Annotated in this window: 20 protein-coding genes; 7 read left to right on the forward strand and 13 right to left on the reverse strand. The window is 40.0% G+C overall.

Translation table 11 applies throughout. The features are described from left to right. Nucleotides 1-83 precede the first annotated feature (83 nt). The 3 genes from minE to minC are packed head-to-tail and all read right to left on the reverse strand — an operon-like array spanning nt 84 to nt 1849. Complete coding sequence (gene minE / locus AAEZ00_RS10600) at nt 84-344, reverse strand: cell division topological specificity factor MinE (protein WP_101031931.1); 261 nt, start codon at nt 342-344, stop codon at nt 84-86. A 2-nt stretch (nt 345-346) separates the two neighbouring features. Then, complete coding sequence (minD, locus tag AAEZ00_RS10605; protein WP_101031930.1) at nt 347-1156, reverse strand: septum site-determining protein MinD; 810 nt, start codon at nt 1154-1156, stop codon at nt 347-349. Nucleotides 1157-1183: 27 nt separating this feature from the next. Beyond that, nucleotides 1184-1849, reverse strand: coding sequence for a septum site-determining protein MinC (minC, locus tag AAEZ00_RS10610; RefSeq protein ID WP_101031929.1), 666 nt, complete (start codon nt 1847-1849; stop codon nt 1184-1186). A 119-nt stretch (nt 1850-1968) separates the two neighbouring features. Between minC and AAEZ00_RS10615 the strand changes: the two genes are divergently transcribed. The 3 genes from AAEZ00_RS10615 to AAEZ00_RS10625 all read left to right on the forward strand — a co-directional run bounded on the left by AAEZ00_RS10615 (nt 1969) and on the right by AAEZ00_RS10625 (nt 3771). Beyond that, a complete protein-coding gene (locus AAEZ00_RS10615; RefSeq protein ID WP_101031928.1) occupies nt 1969-2262 on the forward strand; it encodes a YcgL domain-containing protein in 294 nt (97 codons plus the stop codon). A 31-nt stretch (nt 2263-2293) separates the two neighbouring features. After that, nucleotides 2294-3262, forward strand: a complete 969-nt coding sequence (locus AAEZ00_RS10620; RefSeq protein WP_124011662.1) for a lytic murein transglycosylase — start codon at nt 2294-2296, stop codon at nt 3260-3262. 62 nt (nt 3263-3324) lie between these two features. Then, nucleotides 3325-3771, forward strand: a complete 447-nt coding sequence (locus AAEZ00_RS10625; protein ID WP_101031926.1) for a YcgN family cysteine cluster protein — start codon at nt 3325-3327, stop codon at nt 3769-3771. 159 nt (nt 3772-3930) lie between these two features. Here the strand turns inward: AAEZ00_RS10625 and dsbB are convergent, their stop codons facing one another. After that, nucleotides 3931-4440: a disulfide bond formation protein DsbB gene (gene dsbB / locus AAEZ00_RS10630; protein ID WP_124011661.1), complete on the reverse strand. Its 510-nt coding sequence runs from the start codon at nt 4438-4440 to the stop codon at nt 3931-3933. 114 nt (nt 4441-4554) lie between these two features. Further along, nucleotides 4555-6159 (reverse strand): sodium/proton antiporter NhaB, encoded by a 1605-nt coding sequence (gene nhaB, locus AAEZ00_RS10635; RefSeq protein ID WP_124011660.1) that lies wholly within the window; start codon nt 6157-6159, stop codon nt 4555-4557. 585 nt (nt 6160-6744) lie between these two features. On the opposite strand from nhaB, the gene fadR reads away from it, so the two are divergent. After that, complete coding sequence (gene fadR, locus AAEZ00_RS10640; protein WP_101031923.1) at nt 6745-7464, forward strand: fatty acid metabolism transcriptional regulator FadR; 720 nt, start codon at nt 6745-6747, stop codon at nt 7462-7464. Between the two features lie 131 nt (nt 7465-7595). Here the strand turns inward: fadR and AAEZ00_RS10645 are convergent, their stop codons facing one another. The 4 genes from AAEZ00_RS10645 to sodB all read right to left on the reverse strand — a co-directional run bounded on the left by AAEZ00_RS10645 (nt 7596) and on the right by sodB (nt 13282). Continuing rightward, a complete protein-coding gene (locus AAEZ00_RS10645) occupies nt 7596-9122 on the reverse strand; it encodes a SpoVR family protein (RefSeq protein ID WP_124011659.1) in 1527 nt (508 codons plus the stop codon). Between the two features lie 9 nt (nt 9123-9131). Continuing rightward, nucleotides 9132-10400, reverse strand: coding sequence for a YeaH/YhbH family protein (locus tag AAEZ00_RS10650; RefSeq protein WP_124011658.1), 1269 nt, complete (start codon nt 10398-10400; stop codon nt 9132-9134). A gap of 64 nt (nt 10401-10464) precedes the next feature. Continuing rightward, a complete protein-coding gene (locus tag AAEZ00_RS10655) occupies nt 10465-12399 on the reverse strand; it encodes a PrkA family serine protein kinase (RefSeq protein ID WP_101031920.1) in 1935 nt (644 codons plus the stop codon). A 298-nt stretch (nt 12400-12697) separates the two neighbouring features. After that, entirely contained in the window at nt 12698-13282 is a 585-nt protein-coding gene (gene sodB / locus AAEZ00_RS10660; protein WP_101031919.1) for a superoxide dismutase [Fe], read from the reverse strand. A gap of 234 nt (nt 13283-13516) precedes the next feature. Between sodB and grxD the strand changes: the two genes are divergently transcribed. Then, the gene (gene grxD / locus AAEZ00_RS10665; RefSeq protein ID WP_011637214.1) at nt 13517-13858 is read left to right on the forward strand and encodes a Grx4 family monothiol glutaredoxin; all 342 of its coding nucleotides are present in this window, start codon (nt 13517-13519) and stop codon (nt 13856-13858) included. Between the two features lie 115 nt (nt 13859-13973). Here the strand turns inward: grxD and AAEZ00_RS10670 are convergent, their stop codons facing one another. Next, a complete protein-coding gene (locus AAEZ00_RS10670; protein ID WP_101031918.1) occupies nt 13974-15203 on the reverse strand; it encodes a uracil-xanthine permease family protein in 1230 nt (409 codons plus the stop codon). Nucleotides 15204-15753: 550 nt separating this feature from the next. Here AAEZ00_RS10670 and AAEZ00_RS10675 point away from each other — a divergent pair. Both AAEZ00_RS10675 and hda read left to right on the forward strand, forming a co-directional pair. Then, a complete protein-coding gene (locus tag AAEZ00_RS10675) occupies nt 15754-16848 on the forward strand; it encodes a DUF2066 domain-containing protein (protein WP_351077316.1) in 1095 nt (364 codons plus the stop codon). Nucleotides 16849-17001: 153 nt separating this feature from the next. Then, nucleotides 17002-17712 (forward strand): DnaA inactivator Hda, encoded by a 711-nt coding sequence (hda, locus tag AAEZ00_RS10680; RefSeq protein ID WP_101031916.1) that lies wholly within the window; start codon nt 17002-17004, stop codon nt 17710-17712. A gap of 114 nt (nt 17713-17826) precedes the next feature. Here hda and AAEZ00_RS10685 read toward each other — a convergent pair whose 3' ends face one another. From AAEZ00_RS10685 to arsC, 3 genes are all read right to left on the reverse strand, one after another. Further along, nucleotides 17827-19776, reverse strand: coding sequence for a hypothetical protein (locus tag AAEZ00_RS10685; RefSeq protein WP_351077313.1), 1950 nt, complete (start codon nt 19774-19776; stop codon nt 17827-17829). Nucleotides 19777-19924: 148 nt separating this feature from the next. Further along, nucleotides 19925-20302 carry a DUF2069 domain-containing protein gene (locus AAEZ00_RS10690; protein WP_101031914.1) on the reverse strand — a complete coding sequence of 126 codons (378 nt, stop codon included), beginning with the start codon at nt 20300-20302 and terminating at the stop codon, nt 19925-19927. 11 nt (nt 20303-20313) lie between these two features. Then, nucleotides 20314-20670 carry an arsenate reductase (glutaredoxin) gene (arsC, locus tag AAEZ00_RS10695; protein WP_101034680.1) on the reverse strand — a complete coding sequence of 119 codons (357 nt, stop codon included), beginning with the start codon at nt 20668-20670 and terminating at the stop codon, nt 20314-20316. Nucleotides 20671-20753: the final 83 nt, after the last annotated feature.

Here is a 20753-nt window from a genome sequence, read left to right on the forward strand (position 1 = left end):
ATCAAACTAAAAAGGATACTTGCATTGCTGCAAGTATCCTTTTTGTTATTTTGTCCTAGCGATTTAATCTCAACCAGTGATAGTTACTTAGTATCAGGTAAGGTGACGTTAAGCTCTAAAACCGATAAATTGTCGTCATTTTGGTCTAACTGCACAGACACTTGGTCTTCTGATATTTGGACATATTTTCGGATAACTTCGATGATTTCTTGTTTCATCTTTGGAAAATAATCAGGTATACCGCGTTCTCCACGCTGATGAGCCACAATAATTTGTAATCGTTCCTTTGCCAATGATGCGGTATTGGGCTTTTTACTGCTTCTAAAATAATCAAGTATCGACATAATTAGCTCCCAAATATCCTTTTAAGGAATCCCTTTTTTTCTTCTGTGATAAATCGAACCGGCACATCGTCACCTAATAAGCGCGCAACGGTATCGCCGTATGCTAAACCTGCATCACTTTCTTGATCAATAATGACTGGTACTCCTGAGTTTGATGCTTTCAGTACCGATTGAGATTCAGGGATCACACCTAGCAATTCAATGGCTAAGATTTCCTTCACATCTTCAACGCTGAGCATTTCACCTGTTCTGACTCTGGCAGGAGAGTAGCGAGTTAACAGTAAATATTCTTTAATCGGTTCCAGAGATAATTCAGCACGACGTGAGCGACTCTGTAGCATACCTAAAATACGGTCAGAGTCACGTACTGAGCTAACCTCTGGATTGGTGGTCACAATCGCAATGTCAGCAAAGTAAAGTGCCATCATTGCACCTTGTTCAATCCCCGCAGGGGAATCACACACAATATAATCGAAATCTTTTGTTAAATTGTCAAGTACTCGACCCACGCCTTCTTTCGTTAGCGCATCTTTATCGCGTGTTTGAGACGCGGGTAAAATAAACAGTTTATCACAGCGTTTATCTTTAATTAATGCTTGGTTTAAATTGGCTTCACCATTGATAACGTTGACAAAATCATATACAACTCTGCGTTCACAACCCATTATCAAATCAAGGTTGCGTAAACCGATATCAAAATCGATAACAACGGTTTTTTTTCCTTTTAAGGCCAATCCGGTGGCAATTGCTGCACTGGATGTTGTTTTACCCACACCGCCTTTACCTGATGTGACAACAATAATTTGTGCCATTTATTTTTATGTCCTTGTATTTGCCGATTATTGGGGCAATGATTCAACAGTGAGGGATGCGCCATCAAGGCGAACACAGCCTCTTTGGCTTAGATCGTATTGTTGCAAATGTTCAGTCAACCAATACTGTCCAGCAATCGATACTAATTCTGCTTCTAACGAGTTAGCGATAATCACACTTTGATTATCTCCCGCTGCGCCAGCCATGGCCTTGCCACGAAGAGCGCCATATATATGAATGCTACCATCTGCAATGACTTCTGCGCCATTACCAACCGCACCAAAAATGATTAAATCAGCATTTTGTGCGTATATTTGTTGTCCAGAACGCACATTTTGCTTAATAATTTTGGTTGCCCGTTTAGGCAACTCTGCTTTACGGGCTTGTTTGCCCGACTTTACCACGGCAATAGCCATGCACTTTGCTTGTTCAATTTGCGCTGGGCTTGCGTCGGTAATGCCAACAATAATAAGATTTCGGTCAATTAATAATTGTTTTAGCGCATTGAAATCTATGTGGGAATGCTGAATGGCAGATAAATTTAATACCAAGGGTGCGCCCAAAAAGAACTGAGGAGCTTGAGCCAATTTTGAGTCTAATTCAGATGCTATGATATCGAGATCGTTATGATTAATATGCAGCACTGACAATGTAAAAGACGTGGCCTTTAATTCGAGATTTTCTTTAGCCATCTCGGCGTGATTCTCCAATACTTCAGTGATAAACTGATTTACAATTATTTTCTTGTCTCACCATGTTATAGTGTGCTCAGTTGACTATCAAGTTTGAACCTTTGGAAATTTACACTAAAATGATATGTGCAGTATATAAAAGTGGTCGAAGAGCAGATACTTACCTTTTTGTTAAAAAACGTGATGTTTTTGATGAGGTTCCTGAGTCGTTAATGGAAATGTTCGGCACGCCTACATTAGTAATGATTGTCCCATTATCTAAACGAACTCACTTAGGTATCGCTGATATTAACAAAGTGAAGTCTGCATTGGCTGAACAAGGCTTTTACTTACAAATACCGCCACCGCAAGTTAATTTACTCGAACAACACAAACAAGAATTAGCTCTTAAGACAGTAGCCCTTAAGAAATAAGCTCATTCTCAAAGGAGTAATCAAGACTAATATGATTCAAAAAATCATTTTAAGCGTATTTTTTTACTTCTTTTGTTCTAATATCTTGATGGCTGAATACAGCCATCGTGAATTTACTGACTACCTGTTACAGCTTCAACAGAAGTCGATAGCCGCTGGCGTTAATCAACTTACAGCAGAACGCTATATTGCTAATATTAAAATATTCAAAAAAGCCAATTTCAGCACCGACTTACAACCATCGACATCCTTAGAGTACTTTATCCCCCAAGCTGTTCCAGAAATTACTGTCAGCACCGCTAGAGCGATGTTTCAGCAGCATGAACCCCAAATAAATGACTTGAGTCGAACTTATCAAGTTCAGCCTCGTTTCCTTATGGCGTTATGGGGCATGAACTCTCGTTTTGGAGAGCGTCCGGGTCGTTTCCCTGGACTATCTGTATTAGCCTCACTCGCATATAAAGGTGATAAAGAAGCATTCTACATTAACGAATTTATTGCTGCGCTTAAGTTAATCGAGCAGACAAATATAACTGAGGATTTATTGCTCAGTTCCTCATCTGGGGCGATGGGACAGATGCAAATAATGCCGAGCCAATTACTAAAGTACGGTGTCGATGCCGACAATAACGGTATAATCGATGTCTGGAACAGCATGGATGATGCCTTTGCATCAACGGCGAATATGTTGCACCAACAAGGGTGGCAATATGATTCTACATGGGGGCGACAGGTAAAAGCCACCATGATGTTAGATCCTAATTTGCATGGTTTAAGCACTCATCACACATTCCCACAGTGGCAAGCCTACGGTGTCAGACGCTTCAATGGTAATGACTTACCGCAACGAAACGACATGGATGTGTCATTAATTGTGCCTGATGGACCGAAAGGGCGCTTATATTTGGTGTACGATAACTTCCGTTTATTGCATCAATTCAATGACACTTTGTACGATACCTTAGCGATAACTTACCTCTCTGAGAGAATTAAACAGTAAACTGAGGTGTTTTCGGTGTAAAATGCGGTCAAATTTCGATAAAAAGTTACTATAGATAGAAAATGATGACTCAGTTTTGGACAACCACACCTTTAGAAAACATGACACCCGAACAATGGGAGTCACTTTGTGACGGCTGCGGTAAATGCTGTTTAAATAAAATCATCGATGATGATACCGATGAACTTTATTACACTAAGGCAGCATGCCATCTATTAGACAACGACACCTGTGGTTGCCGTAGTTACCTTGATCGCTTTACTTATGTTCCTGAATGTACAGCTATTACTCCAGAAAATATCGCTGAGTTGACTTGGTTACCTGACAGTTGTGCATACCGTCGCTTGCATCTTGGTAAAGGTTTACCGAGTTGGCATCCGTTGCTGACAGGAAGTAAAGAGGCCATGCACAGCGCTGGTATTTCGGTACAAGGCAAAACCGTCAATGAAATGAAAGTGAAATATTTAGAAGACTGTATTGTATTGTGGCCATTATTGGACATTGAATAATAAGTGCAATAAAACACCTGTTCGGGATATAAATAGCTGAAATAGTCCGGTTATAACCTAATCCGCCCTATCTTAAGCCCAGCAAAGGCTATAAAAGCCAAAAGACCTCAATGAGGTCTTTTGATGCTTAATTTACTCTTCACGCTTACTTTTGCTGGTTTATCTTGCTGGTTTAAGCGCCGGCAACAACATTAATAACCAGATTACACAATAAACAGCAAAACCAACCATCATCCACTGGGCCATGCTAACAGAAAGCCATGACCATGGTGAGTCACTGCACATGCCTGTCGGCGAGAATACTGAAGGCAACCATGTGTCCAATGGCATAAAGCTGGGGAACTCAGGGTAAAAAGAGCAAGTAGCAAAAGGTGACGGATTAACCTGCATATCATTTAATTCATACGCTAATTGTAAGCCCCACACAGCAGAGATTGCCCAACCGACCATACCTACTAGGCGTAAAAACCACACTTCAGGTTGTAGCATGCCTATAAGCCCAGCCAGAAAAATACCGAGTACCGCAACTCGGATGTAAATGCACATCACACAAGGCGCTAGATCCATGCCATATTGAAAAAATAGGGCCGCTAACTCTAGCCCAATAGCGGATAATAACAATAAACCCCAAGAAATACGGCTACGACAAAACTGCTGTAATTGCGACAATTTCAGTTCCTAATAAACGTTGTGATAGAAAAAAACACCCTCAAATGAGGGTGTTCTAATAGACTGTAGAGACTTTAAGATAATTTAACTGCTAAGTCCAATAACGAGATTTAATTAATGACCCATTGCAGCACCAGTGATGTCTTTGGCTGAGTGGTGGATTAATAATTGAGTTTCATAGAGCATATTAGTCATATCGACTAAGAAACCGGTTTCAATAGCCAATACACCGACAATAGATAATACAATGGTATAAGGTAAAGCCATCCATACCATACGGCCATAAGACAAGCGAATTAACGGTGCTATAGCCGACGTTAACAAGAACAAGAATGCAGCTTGTCCATTCGGCGTTGCTACTGAAGGCAGGTTAGTACCGGTATTAATCGCCACCGCAAGCAAGTCAAATTGGTCTCGAGTGATTTGGCCACTCATCAATGCAGCTTTTACTTCATTAATGTAAACAGTACCCACAAACACGTTATCACTGACCATAGACAATAAGCCGTTAGCAATGTAGAAAATCACTAACTGCATATTTCCTTCATAACCTAATGCCCACTGGATAACTGGTGCAAACAGATCCTGGTCAATGATCACACCAACAATGGCAAAAAATACCGCTAATAATGCAGTGAAAGGCAGTGCTTCTTCAAAAGCTTTTCCGAGCGCATGTTCATCAGTAACGCCATTAAATGCAGTGGTTAAAATAATAACAGATAAACCAATGAGGCCAACAGAAGCTAAGTGAAGTGCCAAGCCTGCAATTAACCAAACACCAATTAAGGCTTGGACAACCAGTTTCATTTTATCTTGATCTGTTCGGTGCGAGTCTTCATGGGCTGCATAATCAGATAAAATACGGTGTACAGCGTCGGGTAATTGAGCGCCATAACCAAAAACTTTGAATTTTTCGACAAGAAAACAAGTCAATATACCCGCAACCAATACAGGCATGGTCACTGGGGACATTCGTAGAAAGAATTCGCCAAATTGCCAATGGGCCTGCGCAGCAATGATCAAGTTTTGTGGTTCACCAACCATGGTACATACACCACCTAACGCGGTACCAATACCTGAGTGCATTAATAAGTTACGTAAAAAGGCTCGGAACGCTTCCAATTCATCGTGGTCAAGCTGTCCAGTTGTTTCAGAAGTATGGTCATGACTAGCATCGTCACTGTTACCATCACTAAAACTCTTGCCTGACGCGACTTTGTGATAGATAGAGTAAAAACCTACTGCAACAGCAATAATAACCGCGATGACCGTTAAGGCATCTAAAAACGCAGACAAAAAAGCTGATGCAATACAAAACATCAAGGACACGATAATTTTAGAACGCACTTTTGTGATCATTTTGGTAAATACGAACAGTAGTAACTGTTTCATAAAGTAAATACCGGCGACCATAAAGATCAAGAGTAATAAAACTTCTAAGTTGGCTTCAATTTCATGAAGAACCTGTGAGGCAGATGTCATACCGATAATTACGGCTTGTATGGCTAACAAACCACCGGGTTGCAATGGATAACATTTAAGCGCCATGGCAAGGGTGAAAATAAATTCAACCACTAAAACCCAGCCGGCGAAAAATGGACTGACATAAAAAAACAGCAGGGGATTAATTACTAAAAACGCCAAAATTGCGTATTTGTACCATTTAGGTGATTTGCCTAAAAAATTGACAAACAACGCCTTACCTCTGGTTACAGGCATAGTAGCCTCTCCGATATTGTTATTGTGACGGTATGGATACCATATTTGATAGCTTACAACACATCATTATGTTTAACAGATTCGGAAGAATAGAGGCAACTCACATTCGAAAACTTGATAAAAATCAATTTTTGGTTAATTGAGTTAAAATGCCATTCGATAAATAGAGGATTATGACCCATTATTTTCTGTTTAATAACGATATCTTGATATAGCAAACAATGAGTTAGTACAAGAATGTATGTGGCTAACGCTGCATGGCTGTTATTTTATCGATAGTGTAGCCTAAAAAAAATCGAATTGTAACGTTGTTATTTGGTAAAAAAAACAACATAAAGATAATAAAATATCTACATCAGTATATACTAAATCTGTTTGGTTTTATGACTTAAATTGCTGATATGTTCATGATTACAGTGGTTTAATGTGATGTGCATTCAATTAATGACATTTGAATAGACTAGAGTTGTTCGAAAATCAATCGTTAAGAGAGTGGTGATTAAACAATGGTTTTTATTTTCCACCGCTCTGGTATGATCAGTAATAATAGTTTCGTCATTGTTTAGCAATAGGATATGAAGGCTGATGATCATCAATGCCAAAGGGCCAGCAAGTTTTGCCGAGAAATATATTGTTCGTTCCATTTGGGAAAACAAATTTCCACCTGGTTCCATTTTACCTGCTGAACGTGAGCTTTCTGAACTTATCGGTGTTACTCGCACGACGTTAAGAGAAGTGCTACAACGTCTTGCTCGAGATGGTTGGTTGAAAATCCAACATGGTAAACCTACCCAAGTGAATAACTTTTGGGAAACGTCTGGGTTGAATATTTTAGGGACGATTGCTGATTTAAATCCTGATGGTTTTCCATTATTAGTCGATCAACTAATGGCTGCTCGTGGTAACGTCAGTAACATATATTTTCGGGCATCAATCCGTCACAATCCCGAAAAAGTGGTTGAAGTCTTGGCCGGTATTCACAGCTTAGAAAATGAGGCTGAAGCGTATGCTGAATTTGATTATCAGTTGCATCATACATTAGCCTTTGCATCAGGCAACCCATTGTATGTTTTGATTTTAAATGGATTCAAAGGCCTTTACAATCGTGTTGGACGCTATTACTTTTCAAGCCAAGAAGCGCGTGAATTAACCATGCGTTTTTATCTTAAACTTGAAACGCTAGCTAAAGACAAAAATTATACTGATGTGCCTTCGCTAATGCGTATTAATGGTATTGAAAGTGGCAAAATGTGGCAAAAGCTGCGCGATGATTTGCCCGCTGAAATGGGTCATGATAATAGCTAATTAACGTTAGTTGTGAATCATGATCCTTGCTTAATCCGCTTGGGATATCGAATCATAGATATAAAAAAACCAATCACATTGATTGGTTTTTTTATCTGTTAATTATGGCTCAATATCTGTGCTTAGTTAGGTCAGGTGGATATGCTGTACTCTTTTGTTTCAGGGCAAGTAGAGAGTGTGCTAACGTCGCCTGAGTCATCAATTTGTTCTAATGTGACGTTAAACCCCCATAACCGATGCAAATGTTTTAATACCTCTTGATGGTTGTCTGCGAGCGGAATGTTGTCAAATGGAATGTACCGTAAGATAATAGATCGATCACCGTCAACTTGCACTTTCTGCACCTGAATATTGGGCTCTATATTCGACAGGTTATATTGTTGCGATAAAATGTTGCGAATGTCTTGATAACCTTGATCATCATGAATGGCTGATATTGAAAGTTGACTGCGTTTTTGGTCATCTAAAACGCCAAATAATTTAAAGTCACGGATCACTTTGGGTGATAAATATTGGCTAATAAAACTCTCATCTTTAAAGTGCTCCATGGCAAAATGAACCGTAGTGAGCCAATCGCTACCTGCTATATCTGGGAACCACTTTTTATCCTCATCCGTTGGCGTTTCACAAATTCGTTTGATGTCGATAAACATTGCAAACCCTAATGCATAAGGATTAATTCCGTTGTAAGAAGGACTATTGTAGGCCGGTTGTGCGACTACCGCGGTGTGATTTTGTAAAAATTCGAGCATAAAACGGTCGGTGACTTTACCTGTATCATATAAGTGATTCAGGATAGTGTAATGCCAAAAAGTCGCCCAACCTTCATTCATGACTTGGGTCTGCTTTTGTGGATAAAAATACTGTGCCATTTTACGTACAATGCGCACTAATTCACGTTGCCAAGAGGCTAATAATGGCGCGTTTTTTTCAATAAAATATAAAATATTCTCTTGGGGTTCGCTGGGGAAAATGGCTGTCGTTTTAAGGTTGTCTTTTTGTGGTGATGTCGGCAGCGTTCGCCATAAGTCATTTACTTGGCTCTGTAAATAATTCTCTCGCTCTTGTTGTCTTGCTTGTTCTTCTTTAAATGACACTTCAGCAGGACGCTTATAGCGGTCAACACCGTAATTCATTAATGCATGGCAAGAATCTAAGATCAGTTCGACTTGTTCAACACCATAACGTAATTCACATTCACGGATATAATTTTTAGCAAATACTAAGTAATCGATAATAGAGCTTGCATCAGTCCAAGTGTTAAACAAATAGTTATTTTTAAAAAAACTATTATGTCCATAACAAGCATGAGCCATAACTAACGCTTGCATGGTGATGGTATTTTCTTCCATTAAATAGGCAATGCAGGGGTCTGAATTGATAACAATTTCATACGCCAAGCCCATTTGACCACGTTTGTAGCCTTGTTCTGTTTGGATAAAACGTTTTCCAAATGACCAATGAGTATAACCAATCGGCATCCCAATACCTGCATATGCATCCATCATTTGTTCTGCAGTAATGATTTCAATTTGATTCGGGTAAGTATCAAGCTTAAAAAAAGCCGCTGCTTTTTCTATTTCTTGTTGATATTGTTTTAGTAAATCAAATGTCCACTCGGGTCCATCATCTAACGGGTTACGTTTTTTTTGAACCATGATAGCCCCCTATATAGCTTGTTTTTTAAAAAGTTCGCGAAATACAGGGTAGATATCTTCAACTTGGTGAATATGCTGTACCGCAATGTTATCAAACTGCTGTTGTAGTTGTTCATACTGGTCCCACAGCGTCTGATGAGCTCGATGGCTTATCTCTATATAACTGAAGTAACGCACTTTTGGTAAAATATGTTTCGCCAGTATTTCATGGCAAGTTGGGGAGTCATCAGACCAATTATCGCCGTCAGATGCTTGAGCAGCATAAATATTCCATTCAGTTTCGGGGTAACGTGCTTGTTGTATTTCGTGCATCAGTTTTAACGCACTTGATACGATAGTTCCACCGGTTTCTTGTGAGTAAAAAAACTCGTGTTCATCAACTTCTTTGGCTTGTGTATGGTGGCGAATATAGACCACCTCGAGGTTTTGATAACTGCGAGTAAGAAATAGGTACAGCAGAATATAAAAACGCTTAGCCATATCCTTGGTTGTTTGATCCATAGAGCCAGATACGTCCATTAAACAGAACATTACCGCTTGGCTGGAGGGGATTTCACGTTTGGCATAGTTGTTATAACGTAAATCAAAGGTATCAAGAAAGGGCACTTTAGCGATTTGCTGCTTGAGTACTGATATTTGTTCTTTAATGGCTAAAATTATCTCAGCTTTGGCCCCTGGCGTATCTTCAAGTAACGCTAATTCGGCTTCTAATTGTTTGAGCGCTTTCTTTTTTCCACCACTCATGGCAATGCGCCTTGCAAGTGATGAACGTATCGATCTGACAATATTAATATTGGCTGGTACACCATCATTGGTGAAGCCTGCACGGTAAGTTTGGTACTCTATCAGTTTATTGAGGCGGTTTTTTTGCAAGTTGGGCAATTCTAAATCTTCAAATAACAGTTCCAAATATTCATCTTTTGATATTTGAAACACAAAATCGTCATCTCCCTCACCAGAGTTTGAAGCTTCGCCCTGTCCAGATCCATTTCCTTGTCCGCCCTTAGGGCGTTGAATTTGATCACCGCGATTAAATTGATCATTACCCGGGTGAACACGATCACGCTTCCCGCCTTGACCTTGTCTAAACAGCGGTTCACTGAGATCTCGAGTCGGAATACTGATCTCTTCTCCTTTATCAATATCAGTGACACTGCGACGTGTTACCGCATCACCGACGGCTTTTTTGATTTGTTTTTTGTAACGTTCAATAAAACGCTGCCGATTAACGGTGCTCTTGCCTTTTGCGTTGAGTCGTCTATCAATAAAATTAGCCATACGCCTCTCCCAAGTCATATTTCTGCCAGAGTCATTGACTATCTACTCTGCCAATATTGGGTTTTTACGATGATTTCCGCACTCGTAAATACCATTCTGACAATAATCTGACTTGTTTTTTGGTGTAGCCTTTTTCCATCATGCGATTAACAAAATCGTCATGCTTACGCTGATCATCATTGGATGTTTTGCCGTTAAATGAAATAACCGGTAACAGATCTTCTGTATTAGAAAACATTTTCTTTTCTATGACAATGCGCAGCTTTTCATAGCTGGTCCACAACGGATTATTGCCTTCATTATTGGCTCTCGCACGTAAGACAAAATTGACAATCTCATTACGGAAATCTTTTGGATTACTTATCCCCGCTGGCTTTTCTATTTTCTCTAGTTCAGCATTGAGTGCTCCACGATCAAATAATTGTCCGGTTTCAGGATCTCGATATTCTTGATCTTGGATCCAAAAATCTGCATAGGTGACATAGCGATCAAAAATGTTTTGTCCGTATTCTGAATAAGACTCAAGATAGGCGGTTTGAATTTCTTTACCAATAAATTCAACATATTTAGGGATTAAATAACCTTTCAGAAACTCTAGATATTTTTCGCTAATGTCATTGGGAAATTGCATTTGTTCAATTTGCTTTTCGAGTACATAAAATAAATGAACCGGATTGGCCGCTATTTCTGCACTGTCAAAATTGAATACTCTTGATAAAATCTTAAAGGCGAAACGAGTCGATAAACCTTGCATGCCTTCATCTACGCCGGCGTAATCTCGGTATTCTTGGTAGGATTTGGCTTTAGGATCGGTGTCTTTTAAGCTTTCACCGTTATAGACGCGCATTTTTGAATAAATCGATGAGTTTTCAGGTGCGATCAAACGTGATAACACGCTAAATTGAGCCAGGGTTTCAAGTGTGCCTGGTGCGCAAGATGCAGTTGATAATTCGGAGTTGGCTAACAATTTTTGATAAATTTCCATCTCTTCAGAAACCCGTAAGCAGTAGGGCACCTTAACGATATAGACGCGATCTAAAAACGCCTCATTGTTTTTATTGTTTCTAAACGTCGACCATTCGGATTCATTGGAATGGGCCAAAATAATGCCGTTGTACGGTAACGCAGACAAGCCTTCAGTGCTGTTATAATTGCCTTCCTGTGTAGCGGTCAATAATGGATGGAGCACCTTAATCGGCGCTTTAAACATTTCGACAAACTCCATTAATCCTTGGTTGGCTCGACATAATGCTCCAGAGTAGGCGTAGGCATCGGCATCATCTTGTGAGAAATGTTCTAACTGACGAATATCAACTTTACCCACTAGTGCTGATATATCTTGATTGTTTTCATCCCCGGGTTCTGTTTTGGCGATACCAATTTGGTCTAATATCGACGGATAAACTTTAACCACTCGAAATTTAGCAATATCACCACCATATTGATGTAAACGTTTTACCGCCCAAGGAGACATAATTGTTTTAATATAACGGCTGGGAATGTTGTATTCGTTTTTAAGTAATTCGCTATCTTCTTCTGGGTCAAACAAGCAAAAAGGATGGTCGTTGACAGGGCTGCGAATGCCATCGGCACTTAATATATAAATGGGCACTTGCTGCATCAATGCTTTGAGTTTTTCGGCTAGCGATGATTTACCGCCACCGACAGGGCCTAATAGATACAATATTTGTTTTGATTCTTCTAAGCCTTGAGCAGAATGTTTTAAATAGGCCACAATTTGTTCAATCGCGTCCTCCATGCCATAGAAATCTTTAAACGATGGATAGCTTGCAATAACACGATTAGAAAATATTCGACTTAAGATCGGATTTTTTGCTGTGTCGATGATCTGCGGTTCACCAATGGCCATTAATAAACGTTCAGCAGCAGATGCAAAGGCACTTTTATCTTGTTTACAGATAGCGAGAAATTGCTCTAAGGTATATTCTTCGTCGCGTTTTTTTTGATAACGTTGTTGATAATGCTCAAAAATGCCCATAGTAACCCCTTAAAAACGTGCAGTTGTATTGCTTAAAAAGCCAGAGTGATTAACGCGATGGTCTATAATGTGGTGATGAGTCGGTGGCGCAATATTAGGCTTTACGACTAAAGTGTAGGACAGGAAAAATAACTTGGCGAAGTTTTAATGAAAAATAAATTAAATAAAAACAAAGACAAACAGTAGCATTTGCAATAGTTGCAAAAATAAAGCTGTCAGAGTCGTGGTACTTTTGGTGGATTTTAATGCATAAAAAAGGAGCCTTAACGGCTCCTTTGATTTTTGCTATTAATTAACATTAAGCAGCAAAGTTGTTGTTAACAAATTCCCAGTTAACAAGTTGCCAGAAGTGAGCTAAATACTCTGGACGTGCGTTACGGTAATCAACGTAGTAAGCATGTTCCCATACGTCTACCGTTAATAGAATGGTAACTGATTCGTCAGTTAATGGAGTAGCAGCATTGCTAGTGTTAACAATCGCTAATGAACCGTCAGCTTTTTTCACTAACCATGTCCAAGCGCTACCGAAGTTGTTTACTGCAGAATCGGTAAATTTAGCTTTGAATTCTTCAAAAGAACCAAAAGAAGCATTGATAGCAGCAGCGATATCGCCAGTTGCTTCGCCGCCAGCGTTAGGTGCTAAGCAGTTCCAGTAAAAAGTGTGGTTCCAAACTTGAGCTGAGTTGTTGAACATACCACCAGTTGAAGTTTTAACAACTTCTTCTAGTGTTTTGCCAGCAAATTCAGTTCCTTCAACTAAACCGTTTAGTTTTACCACATAGGTGTTGTGATGCTTACCATAATGGAACTCAATGGTTTCTTGAGAAATGTGTGGTTCAAGTGCGTTCTTTGCATAAGGTAATGCTGGTAGTTCGAAAGCCATTAGTATTTCTCCATGGATTCAGGTTATCGTTTTGTTTACCCATCAGGTAACATTCATTTAGGACCATTGTACTGATTATTTTTGTGATGTGAATCATTGTTTAGGGAATTATGTGGATTGCAGTAATCGATTTTATCGATTTTAAAAAAACCCTACAAACTGTGGCATTTTGTTCTTTGTCTAGGTGTCGTACAATAGTCACTATATGTTCAGTCGTTGTAATTAGGAAATCAAATGGAAACTGTAGAAAAGATTAAACAGCAAATTAGCGAAAACCCAATTATTGTGTACATGAAAGGTTCGCCTAAACTACCAAGCTGTGGATTTTCATCTCAAGTTGCTCAAGTGATGATCAACTGTGGTGAACAATTTGCCTTCGTAGATATTTTACAGCACCCAGATATTCGTGCTGAATTACCAAAATTTGCTAATTGGCCAACATTCCCACAATTATGGGTTGAAGGCGAATTGATTGGTGGTTGTGACATCATCACTGAAATGTTCCAAAAAGGTGAACTTCAGCCAATCATCAAAGCGACAGCTGATAAGTTCCGTACAGAAGATGCTGCAGAATAATTGCTATTGATTGAGTGCGTTAAGCGTTCAATAAAAAGCCCCAATGCTAATCGCTATTGGGGCTTTTTTATTTTACATTTTATATGTGTTTACTTAACGATGCTGTAAAAGGATATTACTCGTCTGTTTGTGGCTTTCTCACGGCAGGTAAAATCAGGTTCATGAAAATAGCCACGATACCGCACAAGCTGATACCTGTTAAACTGAACGAGCCAATACCAAAAGCCATTCCGCCAATACCAAACACTAATGTTACCCCGACAATACTCAGATTGCGTGGTTCTGATAAATCGACTTGATTACGAATTAATGTATTTAATCCCACCGCTGCAATAGAGCCAAACAGTAAGCACATAATGCCACCCATGACCGGAACGGGAATGGTTTGCATCATAGCGCCCAGTTTGCCGATAAAGGCTAAGGTAATCGCGGTGATAGCAGTCCAAGTCATAATGCGCGGGTCAAAGCTTTTAGTCAGTGTAACTGCGCCGGTGACCTCGCTGTATGTTGTATTAGGAGGACCGCCCAGTGCCGATGCAGCAATCGTAGCAATGCCATCGCCGATTAGGGTGCGATGTAAACCAGGCTTTTTGAAAAAGTCTTTTCTAGTGACATTTGATATCGCTAAAATATCGCCAATATGTTCTACCGCGGGGGCAATAGCGACTGGGATCATAAATAATATCGCGTGCCAGTTAAACTCAGGGGCCACAAAGTTTGGCATCGCGAACCAAGGCGCTTCACTGACAGGCGTAAAGTCGACAATACCATTAGCTAAGCTGACAGAATAACCCACTAAAATACCGGCGAGAATAGGCATTAAACGGACTAACCCTTTGGCAAATACCGCGACTATGATAGTCGTCATTAATGCAGAAAGAGAAATGATTAATGCGATATTTGGCTCGACGATGATGAGACTGCCATCACCGCTTTTGCCTAACGCCATATTGACCGCAACCGGTGCCAAGCCTAAACCAATGATCATGATGACTGGGCCAACGACAACAGGAGGCAATAGAGTATGAATAAATTTTGTGCCACGTAACTTTACTGTTAATCCAAGTAGCATATACATACCACCTGCAGCCATTAATCCGCCCATGGTGGCAGGAATACCCCATGTTTGTACGCCATATAAAATCGGCGCGATAAAGGCAAAGGAAGAAGCGAGAAAGACGGGGACTTGACGTTTGGTGACTAATTGAAACAGTAGGGTACCGAAACCGGCAGTAAACAAGGCAACACTTGTGTCTAGGCCCGTTAATAACGGCATTAGCACTAGTGCACCAAAAGCGACAAATAACATTTGTGCGCCTTGTAGCGGAATTAACACGCGTTTCATATTTTTCTCCATCTTTGATTAGAAAGTTAGCGTGTGATTAAACGGCGCGAATTGTCACATAAAAGCGATCATATGCATAACAACTTATAGGGCGCTGTAGCGATTATTGTTATTCGATATGGCTACAATACCCAGGTCTTGTTGAACTCGAGCTGTCAAAATTTTTTCGCGATAAGCGAGTTAGCTCTTTGCTTAAAATGATGCGGCGCAAGTGTTAGAGACAAAGTCTCTAAGTAAGCCTGTCTCTTGTAACAAAGACCCTAGCTTACAAAGACACTTGCTTAACATCATTACCGCGGTTTAGCCGAACCCTCCGGCAGCGTTTGTGGCTTCTTTCTACTGCATTATCACTTATTCATCTCGAACATCGACACACCATAAACGTTGCCTTGGATAAAACGGCCATAAACTGTTGTAAAATTTATCTCAAAAGATCAATCACTTCCTTTCAATATGTTTGTGCAAAAAAGAGTTTTCGTTATCTATTACTCGATGAAATTTTATTATGATATAATTTGCCTACTTTTATTTGCTGCGTTTATGTTATCAGATGCTGAAAAAACTAATTAATCTCATTGTGTTACCCCTGTTTGCGCTTACCTCAATCGCGCTCGTGCAAGCTGCAGAAGTCGGCAAGCTTGATGAAGCGGATATTGCGGTAAGCTCACGCGCAAACGATGTTAAAGATCACGGCCTCAAAGAGGCATTAGCTGCCGTTTTCATAAAAAATTCTGGTCTGCCTAGCGTGGTGTTAAATCCATTGGTTAAGGCTCAAATTAATACACCAGAAGTCATTTTGACTCAATATGGTTATTATGAAAAAAATGGCGAGCTAATGCTCAAGGCCAGTTTTGACCATCAACGGATTATTTCAACGTTACGTCAAGCAGGTTTACCTGTTTGGGGTAGTCAGCGACCCTTGACCCTGTTATGGATGTCTGTCAATGAGAACAATGAGCCGACTGTGTTAGCTGATGCTTCTTCGGCAGATATTCGTATTGAGTTGGCTCAAGAGTCTACTAATAAAGGCATACCATTATTGCTGCCGATTATGGACTTGGATGATGTTATGCAAGTGAGTATCACTGATGTACGAGGGATGTTTACTGATGTATTAGCCAATGCATCTGCGCGTTATCAAGCGGATTACTTTGCCGTTGCGAATGTGGACACTCAAGGCGGTAATGTCCATTTCTCCTTTAAATTATTTGATAAAAATAGAACTAATGGCGTGTTACAAGCATTAATTTCACAACAAGGTAATGCTGCTGATTATAAACAAGCGACTAAACAAATGATGAACATTCTGGCCGATTATTATATTAGCCAGTATGCAATCGCCTCTACAGGTAGTGATGTTGCAACACAAGTCAGCTTTACTGGGTTAAATAACATGATTCAAGTGGTGCATGTTGAGACCTATCTTCGTCAGCTCAGTGCAGTAAAGTCGATTAAGCTTAGCCAGTTCAAGGGTGATTCTGCTACTTACTCGATAGCGCTGTTTAGTAGTGTAGACGATTTACAGCGGCTGCTTAATATTGATAGTCGGCTATCACAATTAGATACAAAGGGCAGTGTAGAGTCATTTTATGAGTCTAAGACTGACGACACCAAACCCAAATTGATTTATCAATGGTTAGGCTAATAAGTATTACTGGTGCGCGGTACATTGTAATAGTGCAGCGTTAAATACTGTACCAAGACTCGTTATGTGCAGGTTTGTCGTTGAAACTCGCATAATTGAGCGACTTAGGTATATAATAGTGTTAGTTCGTTTATGATTTTGAGACCTATCTGAGTGACACAAAACTCACCAAGACAATTATCTTTACCCGTTTATTTACCTGACGATGAAACCTTCCAAAGTTATTACCCGGCTTCGGGTAACGACGAGTTGATCCAAAAACTTCAAGCCAGTGCTGAGGGGAGGTTGGCTTCTTCTTTATATGTCTATGGTCCTGAAAAATCAGGCCGAACACATTTAATGCATGCTGCCTGCGCCCATGCTAATGACTCGGAACGCCGCACTCTCTATATTCCATTAGGTATCCACGCAAGCATTTCACCGGCATTATTTGAGGGCCTAGAATCTCTTGAATTGATTTGTATTGATGATATAGAAGCGATAGCGGGTAACCTTATATGGGAAGAAGCGATTTTTCATTTGTATAATCGTATTGCTGAACAACAAGATTGCCGCCTGATTGTCAGCGGCAAAGCTTCACCTTCTGAAACGGGTTTTTTGTTGCCAGATCTGGTTTCTCGTATGCAGTGGGGCTTAATTTATCAACTTCAACCGATGGCAGACGACGAAAAACTAGTTGCTTTGCAACGCCGAGCGGCAATGCGAGGACTGCAGTTGTCAGATGACGTAGGACGATTTTTACTGACTCGAATGGCGCGTGATTTACGTTCTTTGTTTGATGTACTCGATAAATTAGATAAAGCTTCGATGGTGCACCAACGTAAGTTAACCATCCCGTTTATTAAAGAGATGCTTAGCCTTTAGTGCCTTAGGGTTTAATTCATTAGAAATAAAATTATCGCCATCAGTCTATCCGATTAGACAATAAAAAACGCCAAATGCATTCATTTGGCGTTTTTTATTGCGTGAGTCAATGGCTTATTGCTTCACGTGATCACTGCCACTAAATTGCAATGGTCTAGTGTCAACAGAATTTTTTTCAGTTTGTGATGAAATTTTCTGTGAAGATTTTGATGGATCAGTTGTTAGAAGCAAGTTTTGTGCCCAGGTTTGGCCTTTAACTAACGCTACTGGTGCAGGTAAACCATCCATCACTTGTCTTACCTCTATTTCAGGTAACATTTGGCTCAAGACGTAACTAGCGCGATCGTATAACTCAGGTTGACCGACTCGGCCGCGTTGGCCCCATTCAACCACAATCGTCGAGCTTGTCTCAATTTCTGGTTTGTCAGTAATGGCGATATCACGCAAAATACCATATCGATGGCTCAACATCACTTCTTCAAATAGCATGGCAACATCTTCTCGTGTTGATGAATAAGCATAATCATCGTTGGCGAGGTCACTTGAGAAAAATAGCGCTACATCACTTGGAGTATAGGCTTTTTGGGTGTTATTTGCAGATTCACCGGCATGATTTACTTTTGCAAGACCATACATCTCATTACTGGTTAATGGATAGCGTATATTGAGTTGAGCTGATGTCATGGCATTCGATTCATCACGACGCTGATATTCGTCTATTAAGGTAGGTCCTTGAATATTGGCATGCATGCTTTGTGGATAATAATCATTTGCGTGAGCCAGTTCATGATAGAGCAAATCAGCTAAATCATAAGACATGCTGTCAATCGTGCGGTTGATGCGATTACCTTTTTCTATGTATTCACTTGCATAAGCATTATCTTTAACATAACGATAGGGAGATAAATAATTCAGGTCTTCACCAAAGTTGCTGCGATAATCAGGCGTTTCATTAATCGTATCTCGCTGGGCAGAAGTTAGCCACAGGTATTCAGGATCAAGATATATTGCTCCTATAAAACCAGTATAAAAGGCTGGTCTGATATCGTAACTGATGACGACAGCAGTCACTGATTGCAACAATTCTACAAAATCATTATGAGTTTGTGTACGTAAATAGGCTTCAAAGTTTGCCCCCATCCAGTCGTGCGACACGACCACTCTGTCCATAATCGTATCGATAGGATCGAGATTGGTATCTTGGCTAATAAAGGGCAACTCATTAATGATGTTGCATGGATCAACGAATTGGTTCGAGTAAACACAAGAGATTAGTTGGTTTGCATATGGTGAGTCAGGCTTGTAAGGGTGCATTCGTGCAATGGGGTAGCTGAAGTAGGCGTCCGATGGGGTGGTTTTTTCTTTGGTTACGAGTAAATTGACGTCATCACTAATGGTTTGGCCGTCAAATGTGGCAGTGGCTTTAAGACTGAATAGTTGATCGGTATCGACGTTTGGCGCAACAAAAAACGGCCTATTTATGTCACTTAAATCCACGTTGGTAAAGGCTTTATTATTAGCACTCGGATACATGCACCAACTGATATTTTCAGGTACTTGGCCGTTTATATTCTGTATACGCAAACTCGCATCAGTTCTATTCACCATTTGATGATCGCTATTAATGCGTAAAAGATTGTCATTAGAATCGGCAGTAATTGATACCGTTTCTTCAATGTTGATGTTATCGCCAGAGACCGTCACTTTAAAAGCGTAATCTTGGTTACTTGTGGGTGTGAATGCTAATACTTGGCTATTAACTGCAGCAAGTTCAAGACTGGGTCCTGAAATCTGCTGCCACAAAAATGTTTTTCCAATACTGTCTTGTTCATTGATACTGGCAATAATGCTACCTGGTTTGTCTTTGGCATAATCGTGTTCAAGAATAAAAGTCAGTTGAGAGTTTGTGTCGGCAATGGAATAAGTAATATTTTCACTGCAGATTTCGAAAGTGGATGAGGTAGGTACACCTGGATTGTTATTGTCTGAATCTCCTCCGCAGGCGCTAACTAGTATGGCACTGGCTAAAAGACTGTAGATCCCTAAATTTTGCGATAACTTCATTAAACCTCCCTGTCTATTTTATTATTATTTAAAAATACATTTTTATAACATCCTGTTAGCAAAATAATGTAGCATGCTGTTTTGTATAAATGCAACTAACAAAAAAGCGCCCGAAGGCGCTTAGTGAGGCAACAAAAATGAAGGTTGGTTATTGTTGCTCAGATTTTTTCTTTAACCCTAATCCCAACTCTCGGCCACGTATGCGGGCATAAAACGGAAAACTGACAAGTAGTACGCAAATAAGCACCGATTCAATTAGGGCAAAAACAAGGGCGTCAGTGGTGACATAAGCTAGGGTTAATCCATGTAATAAATACAAACACAGAATAAAACTCGCCCATGCATAAGTGTATGGGTTACCCGTTAAAATACCTTTTAGCGGCAACAATAAAGGTACAATCCATATTAAGCTGAATCCTAGCGAGTAAGTTCCATTTATACCTTGTTGAATAAACCAGCCGCTGAGCAACAAGAGTAATGCAAGGTAACCAATTCGACTTAGTTGAAACAAGGTTTGTGAAGTCATTATTTTACTCGTTAAAGAATAGACAAAACATTTTCAGGTGGACGACCAATGGCAGCTTTGTTGTTCGCTAACACAATAGGGCGCTCAATTAATTTAGGTGTTGCTACCATTGCAGCGATAAGTTGAGCTTCCGATAACGATGTATCCGCCAAATTCTGAGCTTTATATTCGTCTTCTTTGGTGCGCATAAGTTGGCGAGCCGTTAAGCCAAGTTGCTGTAATATTGTATGGATTTCTGCGGTAGTGGGTGGCGTCTTTAAATATTCAACAACAGTGACATCGGCATTATTTGCTTGCAGCAATGCCAATGTTTCACGACTTTTTGAACAGCGCGGGTTATGTAGTATCGTCGTTTTTGTGGTTGTCATGGTCATAGTCCGTCATTAAAAAAATGGCAAACAATAAGTGGGTTTATTGTTTGTCATTATTCTATCAAAGAATTGCTTATAAG

Origin of the sequence: Shewanella sp. S1-49-MNA-CIBAN-0167 (assembly GCF_040310145.1) — a bacterium.
GTDB classification, from domain to species: Bacteria; Pseudomonadota; Gammaproteobacteria; order Enterobacterales; family Shewanellaceae; genus Shewanella; species Shewanella psychromarinicola.

Excerpts from the sequence above, each read along its gene's own strand:
- AAEZ00_RS10645 (WP_124011659.1), bottom strand. The coding sequence starts at position 9,122 with ATGGTTCAAAAAAAACGTAACCCGTTAGATGATGGACCCGAGTGGACA.
- AAEZ00_RS10650 (WP_124011658.1), bottom strand. The coding sequence starts at position 10,400 with ATGGCTAATTTTATTGATAGACGACTCAACGCAAAAGGCAAGAGCACC.
- AAEZ00_RS10625 (WP_101031926.1), top strand. The coding sequence starts at position 3,325 with ATGATGACTCAGTTTTGGACAACCACACCTTTAGAAAACATGACACCC.
- AAEZ00_RS10620 (WP_124011662.1), top strand. The coding sequence starts at position 2,294 with ATGATTCAAAAAATCATTTTAAGCGTATTTTTTTACTTCTTTTGTTCT.
- AAEZ00_RS10615 (WP_101031928.1), top strand. The coding sequence starts at position 1,969 with ATGATATGTGCAGTATATAAAAGTGGTCGAAGAGCAGATACTTACCTT.
- sodB (WP_101031919.1), bottom strand. The coding sequence starts at position 13,282 with ATGGCTTTCGAACTACCAGCATTACCTTATGCAAAGAACGCACTTGAA.
- AAEZ00_RS10655 (WP_101031920.1), bottom strand. The coding sequence starts at position 12,399 with ATGGGCATTTTTGAGCATTATCAACAACGTTATCAAAAAAAACGCGAC.
- grxD (WP_011637214.1), top strand. The coding sequence starts at position 13,517 with ATGGAAACTGTAGAAAAGATTAAACAGCAAATTAGCGAAAACCCAATT.
- AAEZ00_RS10670 (WP_101031918.1), bottom strand. The coding sequence starts at position 15,203 with ATGAAACGCGTGTTAATTCCGCTACAAGGCGCACAAATGTTATTTGTC.
- minD (WP_101031930.1), bottom strand. The coding sequence starts at position 1,156 with ATGGCACAAATTATTGTTGTCACATCAGGTAAAGGCGGTGTGGGTAAA.
- minC (WP_101031929.1), bottom strand. The coding sequence starts at position 1,849 with ATGGCTAAAGAAAATCTCGAATTAAAGGCCACGTCTTTTACATTGTCA.
- fadR (WP_101031923.1), top strand. The coding sequence starts at position 6,745 with ATGATCATCAATGCCAAAGGGCCAGCAAGTTTTGCCGAGAAATATATT.
- minE (WP_101031931.1), bottom strand. The coding sequence starts at position 344 with ATGTCGATACTTGATTATTTTAGAAGCAGTAAAAAGCCCAATACCGCA.
- AAEZ00_RS10690 (WP_101031914.1), bottom strand. The coding sequence starts at position 20,302 with ATGACTTCACAAACCTTGTTTCAACTAAGTCGAATTGGTTACCTTGCA.
- AAEZ00_RS10675 (WP_351077316.1), top strand. The coding sequence starts at position 15,754 with ATGCTGAAAAAACTAATTAATCTCATTGTGTTACCCCTGTTTGCGCTT.
- nhaB (WP_124011660.1), bottom strand. The coding sequence starts at position 6,159 with ATGCCTGTAACCAGAGGTAAGGCGTTGTTTGTCAATTTTTTAGGCAAA.
- AAEZ00_RS10685 (WP_351077313.1), bottom strand. The coding sequence starts at position 19,776 with ATGAAGTTATCGCAAAATTTAGGGATCTACAGTCTTTTAGCCAGTGCC.
- arsC (WP_101034680.1), bottom strand. The coding sequence starts at position 20,670 with ATGACAACCACAAAAACGACGATACTACATAACCCGCGCTGTTCAAAA.